The organism is Rothia sp. CCM 9419 (assembly GCF_048512815.1).
Lineage (GTDB): Bacteria > Actinomycetota > Actinomycetes > Actinomycetales > Micrococcaceae > Rothia.
Map to the genome: position 1 here is coordinate 292,217 of NZ_JBLXXY010000001.1, position 16,161 is coordinate 308,377.

17 protein-coding genes and 1 riboswitch are annotated in these 16,161 nt (G+C 47.6%); of the genes, 10 read left to right on the plus strand and 7 right to left on the minus strand.

Translation table 11 applies throughout. From position 1 onward, the window contains the following. The first annotated feature begins 36 nt into the window (after window positions 1-36). Entirely contained in the window at window positions 37-1,212 is a 1,176-nt protein-coding gene (gene rlmC, locus ACN08W_RS01435) for a 23S rRNA (uracil(747)-C(5))-methyltransferase RlmC (protein WP_419106626.1), read from the plus strand. On the opposite strand, the gene ACN08W_RS01440 is transcribed toward rlmC, so the two are convergent. Then, window positions 1,185-1,802, minus strand: coding sequence for a GNAT family N-acetyltransferase (locus ACN08W_RS01440; protein ID WP_419106625.1), 618 nt, complete (start codon window positions 1,800-1,802; stop codon window positions 1,185-1,187). The genes rlmC and ACN08W_RS01440 overlap by 28 nt on opposite strands. Window positions 1,803-1,949: 147 nt before the next feature. Between ACN08W_RS01440 and ACN08W_RS01445 the strand changes: the two genes are divergently transcribed. From ACN08W_RS01445 to ACN08W_RS01460, 4 genes are all read left to right on the plus strand, one after another. Further along, the gene (locus ACN08W_RS01445; protein ID WP_419102697.1) at window positions 1,950-2,546 is read left to right on the plus strand and encodes a TetR/AcrR family transcriptional regulator; all 597 of its coding nucleotides are present in this window, start codon (window positions 1,950-1,952) and stop codon (window positions 2,544-2,546) included. Between the two features lie 290 nt (window positions 2,547-2,836). Beyond that, entirely contained in the window at window positions 2,837-3,475 is a 639-nt protein-coding gene (locus tag ACN08W_RS01450) for an isochorismatase family protein (protein ID WP_419106624.1), read from the plus strand. A gap of 5 nt (window positions 3,476-3,480) precedes the next feature. Continuing rightward, on the plus strand, window positions 3,481-4,257 hold the full coding sequence (locus tag ACN08W_RS01455; RefSeq protein WP_419106623.1) for an SDR family oxidoreductase: 777 nt from the start codon (window positions 3,481-3,483) through the stop codon (window positions 4,255-4,257). A 71-nt stretch (window positions 4,258-4,328) separates the two neighbouring features. Further along, entirely contained in the window at window positions 4,329-5,408 is a 1,080-nt protein-coding gene (locus ACN08W_RS01460; RefSeq protein WP_419108614.1) for an isochorismate synthase, read from the plus strand. An 18-nt stretch (window positions 5,409-5,426) separates the two neighbouring features. Here the strand turns inward: ACN08W_RS01460 and ACN08W_RS01465 are convergent, their stop codons facing one another. Then, complete coding sequence (locus tag ACN08W_RS01465; RefSeq protein ID WP_419102693.1) at window positions 5,427-6,251, minus strand: 4'-phosphopantetheinyl transferase family protein; 825 nt, start codon at window positions 6,249-6,251, stop codon at window positions 5,427-5,429. A gap of 111 nt (window positions 6,252-6,362) precedes the next feature. Between ACN08W_RS01465 and ACN08W_RS01470 the strand changes: the two genes are divergently transcribed. Then, entirely contained in the window at window positions 6,363-7,289 is a 927-nt protein-coding gene (locus ACN08W_RS01470; RefSeq protein ID WP_419106621.1) for an RNase H family protein, read from the plus strand. Window positions 7,290-7,381: 92 nt separating this feature from the next. Here ACN08W_RS01470 and ACN08W_RS01475 read toward each other — a convergent pair whose 3' ends face one another. From ACN08W_RS01475 to ACN08W_RS01490, 4 genes are all read right to left on the minus strand, one after another. After that, window positions 7,382-7,672 carry a WXG100 family type VII secretion target gene (locus ACN08W_RS01475; RefSeq protein ID WP_419102691.1) on the minus strand — a complete coding sequence of 97 codons (291 nt, stop codon included), beginning with the start codon at window positions 7,670-7,672 and terminating at the stop codon, window positions 7,382-7,384. Window positions 7,673-7,834: 162 nt separating this feature from the next. After that, on the minus strand, window positions 7,835-9,310 hold the full coding sequence (locus ACN08W_RS01480) for an ATP-binding protein (RefSeq protein ID WP_419106620.1): 1,476 nt from the start codon (window positions 9,308-9,310) through the stop codon (window positions 7,835-7,837). A 12-nt stretch (window positions 9,311-9,322) separates the two neighbouring features. Then, entirely contained in the window at window positions 9,323-10,027 is a 705-nt protein-coding gene (locus tag ACN08W_RS01485; protein ID WP_419102689.1) for a response regulator transcription factor, read from the minus strand. 66 nt (window positions 10,028-10,093) lie between these two features. Further along, on the minus strand, window positions 10,094-10,348 hold the full coding sequence (locus ACN08W_RS01490; protein WP_419102688.1) for a hypothetical protein: 255 nt from the start codon (window positions 10,346-10,348) through the stop codon (window positions 10,094-10,096). A gap of 61 nt (window positions 10,349-10,409) precedes the next feature. Between ACN08W_RS01490 and ACN08W_RS01495 the strand changes: the two genes are divergently transcribed. Together ACN08W_RS01495 and ACN08W_RS01500 are read left to right on the plus strand one after the other, a co-directional pair. Continuing rightward, on the plus strand, window positions 10,410-10,946 hold the full coding sequence (locus ACN08W_RS01495; RefSeq protein ID WP_419102687.1) for a DUF3027 domain-containing protein: 537 nt from the start codon (window positions 10,410-10,412) through the stop codon (window positions 10,944-10,946). Between the two features lie 176 nt (window positions 10,947-11,122). Beyond that, window positions 11,123-12,391, plus strand: coding sequence for an MFS transporter (locus ACN08W_RS01500; RefSeq protein WP_419108656.1), 1,269 nt, complete (start codon window positions 11,123-11,125; stop codon window positions 12,389-12,391). Between the two features lie 116 nt (window positions 12,392-12,507). On the opposite strand, the gene serC is transcribed toward ACN08W_RS01500, so the two are convergent. Then, window positions 12,508-13,608 carry a phosphoserine transaminase gene (serC, locus tag ACN08W_RS01505; protein ID WP_419108657.1) on the minus strand — a complete coding sequence of 367 codons (1,101 nt, stop codon included), beginning with the start codon at window positions 13,606-13,608 and terminating at the stop codon, window positions 12,508-12,510. Between the two features lie 342 nt (window positions 13,609-13,950). Here serC and ACN08W_RS01510 point away from each other — a divergent pair, with 342 nt between their 5' ends. Both ACN08W_RS01510 and ACN08W_RS01515 read left to right on the plus strand, forming a co-directional pair. Further along, on the plus strand, window positions 13,951-14,643 hold the full coding sequence (locus tag ACN08W_RS01510; RefSeq protein WP_419102686.1) for a metal-dependent transcriptional regulator: 693 nt from the start codon (window positions 13,951-13,953) through the stop codon (window positions 14,641-14,643). 601 nt (window positions 14,644-15,244) lie between these two features. Next, a riboswitch (cyclic di-AMP (ydaO/yuaA leader) is annotated at window positions 15,245-15,402 on the plus strand. A 3-nt stretch (window positions 15,403-15,405) separates the two neighbouring features. Further along, window positions 15,406-16,143 (plus strand): C40 family peptidase, encoded by a 738-nt coding sequence (locus ACN08W_RS01515; protein WP_419106619.1) that lies wholly within the window; start codon window positions 15,406-15,408, stop codon window positions 16,141-16,143. Window positions 16,144-16,161: the final 18 nt, after the last annotated feature.

Genomic DNA, 16,161 nt, shown 5'->3' on the forward strand with positions numbered 1-16,161 from the left:
AGTAAACGGTCAGGACTCCGGTAGGATAGTTGAGCTATGCAATGCCACTATTTTGATACTCACCAATGTTTTTCGTGCACTGAACTGGATGTTCCTTACCCAAAACAACTTTCCGCTAAAGAACGTCATATGCGTGAACTAGCGGCAGGATACCCACAGATTAAGTGGCTCGACGCTGTTCTCAGTCAACAGAAAAACTTTCGAAACAAAGCAAAAATAGTGGTTTCTGGAACCAGCTATCACCCCGTACTCGGTATCGTTGATGGTTCTTCTGGGCAAGGGACTGACCTGAGCCAATGTCCTCTTTACGAGCCTGCTTTGTTAAAAGCTATGCCGGTTCTTAAAGAATTTATTACTCGGGCTCAGCTGACTCCCTACCACATTAAAACGCGTAAAGGAGAGCTCAAAAATATTCTCATGACAGCGTCTTCTTCGGGGGAGTTGATGGTGCGTTGCGTTCTGCGTTCTAAAAAGTTAATTGTTCCTATCAAACGTTCTTTACCGTGGCTTCAAGAACGTTTACCGCAGCTTCGGGTTTTTTCTGTCAATCTTTTACGCGAACCGATTGCACGAGTTGAAGGTGAGGAAGAAATTATTCTTAGCTCTGCCCAGACTCTTGCAATGACGGCGAACGATATCACCTTACATTTACGACCGCAGAGCTTCTTCCAAACGAATTCTTCTGTTGCTGCAGCTTTATACCGTCAAGGACAAGAATGGGTTTCTGAGCGTAACCCAGCAAGTCTATGGGATCTTTATTGTGGTGTGGGTGGGTTTGCTATACACGCAGCACAAGTGATGTCGTCAGATGCTCGTGTGACCGGTATCGAGATTAGTGCTGAAGCTATTGAGAGCGCTCATCGTACGGTGGCAGATATGGGTCTTAACAATACTCATTTTGAGGCAATGGACGCTACAGCCTTTGCCCTTGAGAGCCAGAAACGTGGGTTCTCTTTACCTGAGATGTTGGTGGTGAACCCTCCTCGTCGCGGTATCGGGGCGGTTCTTTGTCAGTGGATAGAACAATCTGGTATTGATACGGTGCTGTACTCTAGCTGTAATGCAAAGACGTTAATAAAAGATTTGCAGAATATGCCTTCTTATCAGCCAGTGCAAGGCAGGGTGCTAGATATGTTTGCTCATACTCAGCATTATGAGGTGATGGTTCTGTTACGTCGTCAAGATTATTCTTCTGAATCGTCGAGTGGATAGCATAGCTGAAAAGTTTTTGTAGGTGCGGTGGGGAGTACGAGCCGGTGAAAGAACTGGGTGAGTTGCCGATAACTGAGTGTTGTGAACCCTACCTTGTTGAAGAAAGTGTGGGCTTCGATATCGTCCTCTGGCACTTCTAAGGTGAGTGAGGTTTTTCCTTCTTCATGTGCGAATTCTTGAATCTTTTCCAAAAGTTCGGTAGCTACCCCTTGGCGTCGGTGATTGCGGTCGACAAGGAGTATTTCTACTCGTGCGGTGTACTCATCAATCTCTATTTTGCGTGAACGGTATATTCGTAGTGCTATCCAAAAGAGAAGGCTTTTGAAGTATGAAAATTCTTTGCGAATAGAAGCGTAGGGGATGTCTAAGGCGTGAGGATATTCTGATGTCTCGACAACAGCAAATCCAACAATTTTGCCATTTCGACGAACACTAAATGATTGTTCGGGGTTAAACCTGCGGATAATGAGGTGTATAGCTCTTTGTTGCTCTTCTGGTGTGCTGGATGGCCGGCGTACGAAATGATGGTATTTGTCGCTAATGAGCTGAGCAACAGCTTGTCTATCTGCTTTATTGAGCGATTCAATCATATGTTCTTACCGTTTCGACATGGTGACCTACGTAAAAACCCTACGTGGGGTGTGAGAAAATCCGCAATGACCAACGAGGTCTTATTATGTAGGATAGTAGACAATACGCCGTATAGTGTTTACCAAATAGGATTTGGAGATATTAAAATGAAAAAAGTTCAACGAGCTGACCGTCGAGTACGCAAAACTCAATCAGCGTTATACCTTGCCCTAGCGGATTTATTGCAACACAAGAAGCTCAGCTCCATCACTGTTAGCGAGCTAGCAGAGAAAGCTGATATTCATCGCGCAACTTTCTACTCGCACTATTCTGATATATCAGAACTCTACTCACAAATTCAAGAAAGTGCACTAGCAGAGCTCAGCAGTATTCTAGATCCAGACCCTGTTAACGGTAAAAATATGAATAGCCGTGAAGTGTTTGGTGCGTTCATGCAATTTGTGCAAGGTAATAAAGAAGTCTGCCGCATGCTCCTCACCCAACGTGGCGCTGGAAGCTTCTTTGAGGTGCTAAGCAATAGATTAGAACGTGAATATATTGATATCTTCTGGAGCTCTCTAAAAGGTGTTGTTCCAGCTCAACAGCTCTCTCTCTTTGCAAACTATCACTTGCAAGGATGCTTGGCGGTATTTACCATGTGGGCACAGCAAGGATACGAGACTCCTGCCGAGATTATTACCTCAACCCTTGCCACTATTGATACACATTACGATAAGTTGCTCAATGAGCTAGCTCAACAATAAGAATAACTTTCTTGCGATTCTTTGGACTTTGTTTTCTTAGCCTGAGGTGAGCACCCAACGTGGGTGTTGCGATAAAAATTCACAACAACTTACGGCGTATCGGTTGTTGTGGGTGCATGGTGCAGACATGAGATTATAGCTGCCTGCCTTGAACCGTACATGTAGTGATAAAGCATGTAAAGAACCATAAATTAGGTTTACTGTATTGAAAACATAGGTAAACCTAAATAGCATGTAGAGGGGTTTTCTCCGCCCCTCACACTCTTGGCAGGAAAAGGACGGTACATACAATGTCTCTCAAAACAATACCAACCTATACGTATAGGTATACCCCGTATGAAAAACGTGCCACATGGGAACTTAACCCACATCAAGCCGCGTTGCTCGTCCACGATATGCAGAACTATTTTGTCTCCATCTTTGAAGACGAGAATAAAGGACAAATTCAACAGGCTATTCACAACACCTCTGCCCTCATCAACGCTGCACGAGATAGCGGAATCCCTGTCTACTACACGGCACAGCCACCACGCCAACATCCCGATGATAGAGCACTATTGACTGACATCTGGGGCGAAGGGCTACAAGAAGACGCTGACGCAGAAATTATTCCCGCACTAGCGCCTACCCAACAAGACACCGTCCTCACCAAATGGCGTTACTCAGCCTTCGCAAAAAGCACCTTCGAAGAAGACCTCAAACTCAGTGGCAGAAACCAACTAATCATCACCGGAGTCTACGCACACATCGGTTGTATGACTACCGCTCTTGACGCATTTATGCGCGACATACAAGTATTCTTCACCGCTGATGCCCTTGCTGATTTCAGCCAAAAAGAACACGAACTTGCCTGCGACTATGTTGCTCAACGATGCGGTATCGTCACCTCAACCCAAGACATTCTGACAGCATTATCTCGTCAGGACTAACCACCATGAATACCACAACACCACTTGTCATTGTTACCGGCGCCTGCGGTGGCATCGGCGCAGCCGTCACCCAACACCTTCTGACAGAAGGCTACGCCGTTCTTGCCTGCGACACACAAGAACAAATACTCTCAAACACACAACACCCCACTGAAAAATGTGAATACTACCCTTTAGACGTTACCGACGAAACCTGTGTACAACATCTAGGAGATTACCTTCGTCAACGTCACCAGCCAGTACAAGGACTCATTAACTGCGCTGGGATTGTTCATGCTGCTCCTCTTCTCGAAACGACCCTAGAACAATGGCGCACCGTCCATGCCGTCAACGCTGACGGGGTATTCTTAGTCACTCGAGAAGTTGCCCAATACATGATAGAACAACAACCACAAGACCCGACAAACAGTCGAGGTATCGTCACTATCAGCTCAAACGCTGCAAACGTACCACGCGCCGAATTTGGAGCTTACGGAGCGTCAAAAGCTGCCGCAACACGAGTCACAACAAGTTTTGGGTTGCAACTTGCCCCACACGGAATCCGCGCAAATGTTCTATGCCCAGGAACAACACGCACTCCCATGGTCACCGACTCATGGAACGGCGAAGACCTCAGTCAAACACCTATTAAAGGATCATTAGAAAACTACCGTTTAGGAATACCCCTAGGACGTATCGCAGAACCAGAAGACATCGCAGAAGTCGCAACATTCCTTCTAAGCCCACGCGCTAAACACGTCACCATGCAAAGCCTTACCGTTGATGGTGGGGCAACCTTCTAAAACCTTGATCGGGGAATCAACGCTTCCTCATGCTAACCGTCCCCGTCTCGATAGAAAGAACACCATAACCTATGCCCACAAACGAGTACCCTGCCTTTCAATTCACCTATGGAGACACTTGCCTCAGAGCACTCGGACAGCTAGAACCAGTTAACGAAAAAGACGCTCTCAAACGTGCTCAAGAACGCGGAACTGGCGTTATCGGAGTCATCCCATTTGACCCTCAAGAACCTGCACTTCTATACGTTCCCGAAACGATTGAACGAACACCTGCCCCAACAGTTCAAGAAAAAACCTGCCCCAACCCAACGCGTATTGAGGGTATCGACAACCCCGAATACCGCCAGAATGTTGGGAGAGCTGTCGAAAAAATGAACAACGGAGAACTCGACAAAGTGGTGCTCTCCCGCCTTCTTCATGTCTACTACGAAGAAGACCGCCCAACATTAGAGAATATTTACCATAACCTATGGGCACAACAACCACGCGCCTATGTGTTCTCGATGAAACTCTCCGACCAAAGCTACTTAATGGGAGCCTCCCCAGAACTTGTATTTGGCGTCGAAGACGGAGTCTTTACCACCTTCCCTCTCGCCGGAAGCTCACCCCGCACAGCTCCCATCGGGAGCACCGAAGACGCAAAAATCGGTGAAGCACTCATGCGCTCAGCTAAAGACCGTGCAGAGCACGCTACCGTTGTTGCCGATATCAAAAGATGCCTATCGCCAGTGACCGAAGAACTTCATGTTCCGGCAACTCCACAACTGATTAACACTCCGCAACTATGGCATTTGGCCACAAAAATTACAGGACGTCTCAAAGATGGTATGAGCGCTTTAGACGGCGCTCGAGCTATCCACCCGACTCCTGCAATTTGTGGCTACCCAACACATACGGCACGTCAGGTTATCCGCGAATTAGAAAGCTTCGAAAGAGGATTCTTCGGCGGTCTTGTAGGCTGGATGGACCCCTCTGGAGACGGACAATGGGCGCTCGTTTTGCGATGTGCTCAGGTTGAACCTGAGCACATCACATTATTTGCAGGAGCTGGACTCGTCAAAGCCTCAACCCCAGATAGTGAACACCGTGAGACGGGAACTAAGCTCGGTTCCTTTGGACAGGCCTTGAATATCAAGACCGTATCTTCATAGTGTGAGCCGGCAACAGACTTATAGCGTTTTGACACGTTGTGGGGATAACGGAATACTTTGCTTGATGTCGTAGGGCTTGGTAACGGGGTGTGCCTTGACTGTACGGTCTTGGTTTGTCGCTACGGCTATGACAAATTCACCTTGCACAAACCAGTGCAGATAAAACTGTTGTTGGTACCCCTCAATGTTGAGAGTTCCCGTCGCCTTATAGCCAGAGATATCGAGTAGGTTTTGGGGCGGGTCGAGAAGTTTCACCTGAACTTTTTGGGGGCCTGCTACAAGTCCGTGTCCGGTAGCTTTGAGGACGGCTTCTTTAGCTGTCCACAGTAACAACCTTAATAATGTTCGGTTCTCTTCTGGGCATTCGGCGATGATAGTTTTTTCTTCTTCGGTGAGAGTGACTTTGTCGTATCCGTCGAGGAGATTTCCGCGCATTCTTTCAATATCGATGCCGAGTAATTGAGCCTGTGGATCTTGACTGTCTTCTGCAAAATATGCGCCGGCAACCATTCCGTGGCTTCGTGACATATTGAAGTTAATACCAGAAATCCGCGGTTTTCCATGTGTTGCTTTTGGATCACACAGTTGGCATGTCCTATCGACAGGAATATGAGCGGCGTGGGTGGGGCGAATATCTAATGCGCATGCGGCGATACACCGCATGAGGGTTTGTTGCGCGGCGTAATTGAGTGCATCCTCAGGGTTACGATACTGGGCTGCTTTCGTCTGTTCGGCGATACCAACATAGGACAACCATGTGATGCCGTGTCCTGAGCGAAGAATCGCTGACGGCAACATATATAGATGAACAGATTGTCGATCTGTCTGTGGGTATGCGCTCATACAGGCTATTCTAGATGTTTTTATGTTTGAACACCGGTAGCACCAGAAACACATAAGAGCGGATAAGCTAGGGTGTGAAGAATCTACGTCCTTGAGGAAGGTCTTGTTGAAATGACACAAGAGATTATTGCCGCAACAGATGGGTCAGCATTAATGAATCCTGGACCGGCTGGATGGGCGTGGTATATCGACCCCGATAACTGGTCAGCAGGTGGATGGGAGCACGCAACAAATAATCAGGGTGAATTACGGGCGGTACTCGAACTCTTTGAAGCCACTGCGCACCTTCCTGAACGTAAACTTATAGTTCTTTGTGATTCTCAGTACACCATTAACGCGGTGACTAAATGGTTGCCAGGGTGGAAGAAAAAAGGGTGGAAGAAAGCAGACGGTAAACCCGTTCAGAATCAAGAGCTCATTCAAGCGCTTGACCAAGCAATGCAAGGGCGGGACTACGAATTTGTGTGGGTTAAAGGGCACTCTGGGCAAGATATGAATGAGGCTGCAGATACTCGAGCTAGAGATGCTGCCCTGTCGTTTCAACAAGGAACACCGACACCTGCTGGACCGGGCTTCAACCTTGACTTGCCCTCAGCAGATGAAAAGACTCCTCTGCCACAAGAAAAAAAGAAGGCTACCTCTGCCCTTCACGGTCAAGAAAGAGAAACCTTAAACATTGAGGATGCTCTTGAACTCGTTAAGGGCTATGAACAGACCCTGTATCAGCCTCACTATTATGAGCAGGAACAGTATTTAGAAAAAGTATTGGGTGAAAACTTCTGGTGGGTGACATATCAGGGGATACACACACAACGTTCACTCGCCGTGGAATATCGTACACGTGCTTTTTATGCGCAAGACGAACCAACTTTTATCAGCTGTGAGATGCTGGGCGATTCTGTGATTCGTCTTTTGTCTCGTGTAAGGACTCGCCACGTTCTGGTTATACGTACCAGCTTATGGACTCAAGATACTACGAGTGAGTTAGGGTGGGTGTTATCTTCACGGCAAGATACCGTGTGCCCTCAAGAACCCTAAAATTCTGGGGAAATACCTTAAGCTTTATCACGATTAAGTTAGGGCAGGAACACTACAGCCTAGAGCTGGTAGCGTTCCTGCCCCTGCGCTTACTATCCGAGGAACATGGCAGCGTTTGCTGATTCTGTATCAGCATAATTAACACCTGCACGTGAGAGCGCCTCATTAATGTGAGCAATAGACTGCTCTACTTGTTGTTGTGTTGCCCTCCACTGAGCAAGCACACCTTGAAAGTTGAGTGAAGCAGCACCAGTCCAAGAACCTTCTAAATCTTGTAAGGAACTGGTGAGCCCATTAACTTCTGCGATAATCGAATCAATTTGTGCGCGTGCCGTGGCGCTTTTCTGGCTAATCATCTCTGCGTCAACAAGGAACTGTGCCATGATGTCTCCTAAAAATGTTCTATAACGAAGTAGAAGAACGTATCTTCTGACTTTTACATTAGGGAGATAGACGTCATCTCAGTAGCTCATTAGGAAAATTGTGGATAAACAGGTGCTATTAACGCGGTATGAGCTAATAATCCACAGACGCAGATGTGAAATTTATGTTTCACGCGAAACGCCATCTCCAGTGTAGCTGGGAAAGCGTAATCTGAAGGTTGCCCCTCCGCCAGTAGTTTCTAAGACCTCAACCTGTCCTTCATGCTGGGCAACGATACCGGCAACAATAGCCAGACCAAGCCCCGTGCCTCCCGTTTCGCGAGTGCGCGAAGTATCAGCACGATAGAACCGTTCAAAAACTCTCTGGCGGTCTTCACCGTGGATACCTGGTCCGTGGTCTCGAACCTCAATCTGAGAGAATTGCTGACCGTCTTCCGTGCTGACTGTTCCGACTGCTATCTCAAGAGGTGAGCCCTGAGGAGTGTAGCGAATAGCGTTAGTCATTAGATTTGCAATGACTTGTCGCAAGCGAGAATCATCTCCATACACATAAGCACTTTCAGGGGTAGTGTGTTCTGATAGCCCAACCACTTGAACGGTTCTATCTGGAGACGTGGCAAAAGCGTCATGGGATGCGTCTTGAGCTAAATCAAGAAGATCAATAATGCGATTCTCTAACTCGCGACGCTCATCAATACGAGCCAGGGTGAGCAAATCCTCAATCAATTGCCCCATACGTTTCGACTCTGCTTCAATACGACTCATGGCGTTTGCTACAGCTTCTTCACTTTGTAAAGCACCTTGGCGATATAGCTCAGAATACCCGCGAATAGAGACGAGAGGAGTTCTTAACTCATGAGAAGCATCGCCCACAAAACGACGCATCTTCACTTCGGAGTTTTTCTGCACCTCAAAGGCTTTTTCGATATGGCTCAACATAGTGTTGAGAGAGGCTGAAAGATGACCAATTTCAGTGTATGGGTTGTATTTTTCCATACGCTGTGAAAGGTCACCTGCCGCGATACGTGCGGCTGTTTTTTCAACTCGAGCTAGTGGCTCAAATGCTCTTGTTACCATGACCCAACTCATAGCGACTGAGGCAAAGAGCGTTGCTACACCAAAAGTGAGCGTCAAAATAGCAACTAGTGCAACCACCGCATGCGTTTGTCTCAATGGTGTAGCAATAATGACAGAATAATCAAGGTCCCCATAATCAATGGGGAGAATACGCCACTCAGCTTTACCGTTAACAGATTTAACGGTGATTCCTTTATGAGAAAAACGGGACACCTTCTCATGCGTCCAGCCCGAAAGATCTGGTGTCGAACTTTGAATGGATGATGCTCCCACCAAAGACGAGAGCACTATTCCTTGGTCATCTAAAAGATACGCTTGATACCGAAGAAGAGAACTCGTGCTGGGTTGATGAGGTCCTTCTGTGAGATAACTTGTGAGAGTTTGAGCGTTTGAACTCATCTCCTCATCAAGTTGTTCTATCATTTGCCCACGTAGAGCAGATATAGCAACCAACGAGGTTACTGAAATTGCTAGGGCTAAGAGCAAGCTAGTTAAAAGAACCAACTGGGTACGCAAAGAGAGCGCGCCCAGTTGTCCTATTTTTTGACGAATCTTAGTCACAATAACTCACGTTTATTTTGCGGTGCGTAAGAGATACCCAACGCCGCGTTTGGTATGAATCATTGGTGGCTGATCTGGAATATTATCAATCTTCCTACGTAGGTAGGAGATATAAGACTCTACGATAGAAGCGTCCCCGTTGAAGTCATATTCCCAAACGTGGTCAAGAATTTGAGCTTTGGACAGCACGCGGTTTGGGTTGAGCATTAAATAGCGTAGTAGTTTGAATTCTGTGGGGGAGAGGTCAATCTCTCGGTCTCCTCGAAATACTTCGTGTGCATCATCGTCGAGGATGAGATCTCCGACGCGTAGACGGGAGTCGTCTATTTCTCCTTGATGTGTTCGGCGTAATACCGCACGGATACGTGCAACGACTTCGTCAAGGCTAAAAGGCTTCGTGACGTAGTCGTCTCCACCTACTGTTAACCCAGCGACTTTGTCTTCGGTGGAGTCTTTAGCAGTGAGGAAGAGAACGGGGAAGAGCCTTCCTGCTGCACGGAGTTTGCGAGTGACGGTGAATCCATCAAGGTCGGGCATCATCACGTCAAGGACCGCTAAATCAGGGTTTTCACTCTCTGCTTTTTCGAGTGCTTCACGACCGTTAGATGCAGTGACAACCTCGAAGCCGGCGAACCTGAGTGAGGTTGCAAGTAATTCAAGGATGTTTGGTTCATCGTCAACGACGAGTAATTTTGCTTCAGGTTGATTTGTGTTCACGGTCTTATTCTCACTCTTAAAGCTGGGAGTCTGCTGAAAGACAGATATATATAAGCTGACTCTTTGCTAAGACTTTGAATGTCCTCTTTGCGCTTTACGCCCCACCATAGCCACCACAAGAGACATCACCAAACTCAAAAACCCCACCGGCAACAGCACCATCGCACCCCACGTCAAAACATGAGGAGCCTCACCTCTAAGCCATATGAGAAATAACATTACAACGCCGCTTAACACCCCAAGAACAGTGCATAGAGCACCACAAAAACTCAAAATAGAAACCGCCAATGAAGACGACATTACGGGAGAACTCTCAGTCATATACATACCGTATCAACCAAACACCGAGCAAAGTTTCTCATTTCACGCTTTAATAGAAGGTATGTCCCAACAGATAAAGAACGATACAATCCCCGCGGAGCCATCCACCTCAGAAGAGCATAGCTCCGCCCTATCTGAACACCCTCACGATGACAGCAACGCACACCCTCCTGCAACCACCCAGACTGCAGAACCAACACTAGGTGCACCCACTAAACGACGTCGAACTAGCAAAGTCGATACCGTTCTTGCTCAAGCAAAAGATATTGCGCTCGCCGGAATCCAAGAGATTACCTCCGCAGAAAACATCGGTATCGTTCACCACCTACGTGGAGAAGAAGAACGCCTCACCACACACCTCTTTGAATGCACGATGTCCGGATACCGAGGCTGGTTCTGGTTTGCGACACTTTCTCGAACACCGCGTTCTAAAATCGCCACCGTATGCGAAGTAGGACTTATCCCCGGAGACGATGCACTCCTCGCCCCAGCATGGGTTCCTTGGTCTGAGCGCATGAGCGCCATTGAAGAAGAAAACGCCGAAAACGCCGACCTCGAAGACACCACCGAAACTGAAGACCTCAACGACGCACAATAACCACACACATCTAAGGACTGATTTCTACGAGTAAGAGAACTCCACACGCCGAAACTCTCCCGCAGGAGAAAACCTCCTCACCCCCTGCAACAACGCTCACAACTGAACGCAACGGGCCCCAACCGGTACATGGCAAATCTCCTACTTTCCGTTCTTTATGGATTTTTAACTATCGACTGTGGTTTATCGGAGCATTCCTTTCCAACATCGGAACATGGATGCAACATACTGCTCAAGACTGGCTGATTTTTAACGAACTCTCTAATAACGATTCCACTCGACTCGGAATCGTCATGTCTTTACAATTTGGCCCTCAACTCTTCTTAGCACCTTATGCCGGAGTCCTTGCAGATAGGCTAGACCGCCGAAAACTGCTCTACACGACACAAAGCGCAATGGGCATTCTCTCCCTCACACTAGGATTCTTAGTGATGAGCGGGCACATCCAAATTTGGCACGTTTACGCATTAGCCCTCGTCGCTGGAATCATCGTCTCTCTCGAAGTTCCTGCCCGCCAAACCTTTGTTTCTGAGCTCGTTCACGATAACGACTTGCCTAACGCTGTAGCCCTCAACTCCACATCCTTTAATTCTGCACGTCTTATCGGCCCAGCATGTGCCGGTATTCTTGTTGTTCTTTTGGGTACTGGGCCAGTCTTTTTCATCAACGCTGCAACATTCCTCATCATGCTTGCTGCAATCTCGTTGATTCGAACTCGAGAGCTTCGCCCCACTCCTCGGGCGGATCGTTCAACCGGACGTATCCGCGACGGCGTCGCATACGTCAGAAAACGCCCCGATATTTTGGCAGTGATGGTAGCAGTTTTTCTGGTGGGAACCTTCGGGCTTAACTCCGCAATGAACATCGCGGCAATGGCAACAACAGAGTTTGATAAAGGTGCTGGAGAATTCGGCTTTCTTAACTCCACTATGGCCATCGGCTCTGTCATTGGAACTCTCCTCGCCGCACGGCGAGAACGTCCTCGCCTGCGCTTTATTTTTGGGGCTTCAGCAGCCTTTGGGCTGTCTGCCTTATGCGCGGCTCTTTCTCCTAACCTGCTGTTCTTTTCCATAACACTTATACCCATGGGCCTTTGCGCCTTGACGATTATTACTTCAGCGAATGCATACGTTCAGGTCACGACTGAACCACAGATGCGTGGACGAGTCATGAGTTTATATATCGCAGTTTTCTTAGGCGGCACGCCCGTCGGGGCACCTCTTGTTGGCCTCGTCAACGACCATTGGGGTGCGCGTTGGGGTCTTGGTATTGCAGCATTATCAGGTATTCTGGCAGGTCTTATTGGGCTGCTATGGTACTACCGTTCAGAAAAACTCAAACTCGTTTTTGACCGCTCTCGAAAAACGAAGTTTGTTTTCAAACGTACCGAAGAAGAACCTCTTGACCCTGTGACAACAGCTCTAGAAATTCAGCAGCCACGATAATTTATCGATGCTTTCCTCTCTAAATTTTGGGGCGCTGTCTGAACATCAGACAGCGCCCCAAAAAGACCTATATCAAGGTTCAAAATACTTTTTAAGAACCTTTACATTATGAACGGTTACGCACTCTTTTGAGCAACAACGTAATCAATGCATTCTAAGAGCGCTGAAACATCTTCTGGATCAATCGCCGCGAAAGTTGCAACACGTAGCTGATTTCGTCCAAGTTTACGGTATGGCTCAGTATCCACAACACCGTTACGACGAAGTGCTTGCGCAACATACGAAGCATCAACCTGCTCTGAAAAATCGATAGTGCAAATCACTTGAGAGCGTTCTGCAGGGTTCTGCACAAAAGGTTCTGCAAAGGAAGAATTTTCTGCCCATTGATAAACTCTCTGCGAAGAGTCTGCGGTACGTCCAGCAGCAAAGGACAAGCCACCGTTGTTATTAATCCAACGAATCTGCTCCGCTAACATCACCAAAGTCGTCAGTGCAGGGGTGTTATAGGTCTGGTTTTTTCGAGAGTTCTCGATTGCCGTGACAAGATTCAACGAATCAGGTATCCAGCGTCCAGACTGAGCAATTTCATATGCGCGATGAATAGCTGCTGGAGAGAAGAAGGCTACCCACAATCCTCCATCAGAAGCAAAGTTCTTTTGAGGGGAGAAGTAATAGACATCTGTTTGAGATAAATCAACGTCAATACCGCCAGCGGCACTTGTTGCGTCAATAACAACCAATGCCTCTGAGCTGATACCCTCGGGGCGAATAACTGGTGCTACGACGCCTGTAGAAGTCTCGTTATGAGGCCACGCATACACATCGACGCCTTGTTCCGCTTGAGCAGATGGACAACTACCAGCAGGCACCTCAATAATGGAAGATTCTTCTAGAAAAGGAGCTTTTGTGGTTGCCTGCGCAAATTTAGAACCAAACTCTCCAAAACTTAGATGTTGAGCTTTATGTTTGACGAGCCCAAAAGTTGCCGCATCCCAAAAAGCTGTTGCCCCACCGTTACCGAGCACGACTTCGTAGCCTTCTGGCGCGTTGAACATGTGAGATAAGCCCTGTCGAATTTCTTCAACAAGATTTTTAACTGGTGCTTGTCGGTGTGATGTTCCAAGAAGTGGAAGCTCAGCTGCACGGGTGAGAGCTGAAATTTGCTCACGGCGTACTTTTGAAGGGCCTGCCCCAAAACGTCCGTCCTGAGGAAGCATATCGACTGGGATAGAAGGAAACTGTGTCACTGATTCTCCAAATCATGGTGAACTCACCGTATACGTACTGACACCGGTTTTAACGTCCGGTTATGTTCTATTGTGCCTTGCTTGAAGAAAAGAGAGCGTTTCATTCTCTGAAAAGGAATAATATTTTCTGAGGTCTTGAGCGTTACTTTCTATGGCATGTTCATTGTGTGGTGAGCACAGCGAAAATTTATAGATTTGTCATATTCATGAAGGGTTGTATCCCCTGTTCGCCCTACAACGTGAAGTGCATATATACTCAGGTTAAGAGTTATTTGCTCACTGGTTTGGCGCCAGAGAAGGGAGTTAGGACATATGACTGACCTAATTGATACTACTGAGATGTATCTACGGACTATTCTTGAACTAGAAGAAGAGGGCATCGTCCCTATGCGCGCTCGTATTGCAGAGCGTTTAGAACACTCTGGCCCAACCGTTTCGCAGACTGTTGCTCGCATCGAGAAACATGGTCTTGTCGAGGTTTCTTCTGACCGCTCTTTGAAATTAACAGAGCAGGGTCGTAAAAAGGCTGTGGAAGTGATGCGTAAACATCGTCTTGCAGAGCGTTTGTTAGCCGATATCATCGGCTTAGACATTGCGTATATCCATGAGGAAGCTTGCCGTTGGGAACACGTAATGAGTGAGCGTGTTGAACGTCGCTTAGTTGAGCTCCTCAATAATCCAAAATTTTCTCCGTATGGAAATGCTATTCCTGGTCTTGAAGAGCTGGGAGCGAAGAGCGAAAATAACGATGAACGCACTGTCTCTATGAGTATTGCGGCTAAAGATTCTCGTGTAGAAGATCGTTTCACGATTTCTCGTTTCCCCGAGTTTATTCAAACTGACGTTGAATTGATGAGTCGTCTAGGGGATGCGGGCATTATTTATGGTGCTACGGTTTCTATCGCATCTGCACCACAAGGGGCTGTTATTGTCCGTGCTGATGGTGAGGATCAGGAAGTGACACTTTCTGCGGATGTTGCTGAAGCGATTATCGTCAAGCGGTAGATATCTTTTGGAGAACGCTGAGCACCTTTTGATACAAGGCAGGATACTGATGAGTGGTTGAACTTCTTATCGGTAAGAGCCTCCTTGGATTTGTCCGAATATGTGGAAGCTTTTTATCTGGTTGAGGTGGGGTACTCCTGTGGAGGGTACCCCACCTCAACTTTTTAATGCTTCTCTATGGCTCTTGTTGCTGTTGGCAGGTAGCTTGTTGAGCCTTTATTTTTTGGTGCTGACGATGCTTCGAGGGGTCTATCTGGGGCAAAAGTCACGAAAAGGACACGGGTGTGAGACATACCTCGTATATTTTTTTAATCATTTCGTGACCTTTTTAATGTTGGTTCTCCTGTGTTGAATAAACCCTTAAAGCCTTTGTTTGCACTAGAAAATAGGTTTTTAGAGCAAGAAAAGAAAAAATACCACATGATTTGCCGTGGCTTTAATGTGTTTTTGTGGGCTCGCCTCGTGAGACAAAAACATGTTTTCGTAACCAAAACGTGACATTTGAGTTGAAGGTGTAGTAGTGTTTTCAACGTGCCAATCACTGGTCGGAGAGGCACCCTCAGAACAGATCGCCTAGTTCTGCCACTGTTCACACTGAGGTAACGAAAACATCATGACATGCTTGGCAGAAGCGGGGGACCCATCCTTTTGGGTTCTTAGATGAAGAGCCCTAGGGGTGAAGTTACTGGAATATCAGTAACCGAGTGAACCTTCTACTCGAACCCGACAGCTTACCTCGTGAGGCAATGGAGGAAAATAAACATGGCTAACACTGCACGCCACATGGCACCAAAGAAATCTAACATCGCACGCAACGCAGGTATCGCTGTTGTTGCTGGTGCCGCTCTAGCAGGCTCTATTGCACCTGCTAACGCATTCGGTGTAGCAAACACCGTTGCTCCTGTTGATTACTCAGCAACCCTTACTACTTACACCACTCCTGAAGTTTCTTACGAGAACATCACCACTTGGGGCGCTACCGTTGAAAGCACTCCTGCGCCAGCTGTAGAAGCTGCACCTGCTCCAGCACCTGCACCCGTTGCAGCGCCAGCTCCAGCCGCTGCACCAGCACCTGCTCCAGCACCTGCTCCAGCACCTGCTCCAGCACCTCGTCTTGCTGTACAGTCTTCTGCAACTAATGTTGCAGGCGTACGCGCTCAGGTTCTTGCTTCTGCATACGATGGAATCGGCGGTGCATACATCTGGGGTGGACGCTCCTACAAAGCTTGGGACTGCTCCGGCTTCGTATCTAACGTTTACGCACGTGCAGGCATCAACTTGACCCCTTACACCTACGCAATGGTTGGTCAGCTTGTTCCTACTGCTTACCCACAGCCAGGCGACATCGTCTTCACTAACGGCTTCGCACACGTGGGTATCTACGTCGGTAACGGTCAGATGATTTCCGCTCTCAACCCATCTCAGGGTACTCAGCTCACCGCTGTTGACGGTGGCGGACTCATGCCTGTCTCCGGCTACTACACCTACGCAGGCCTCTAAAAATTACATACTCATGCT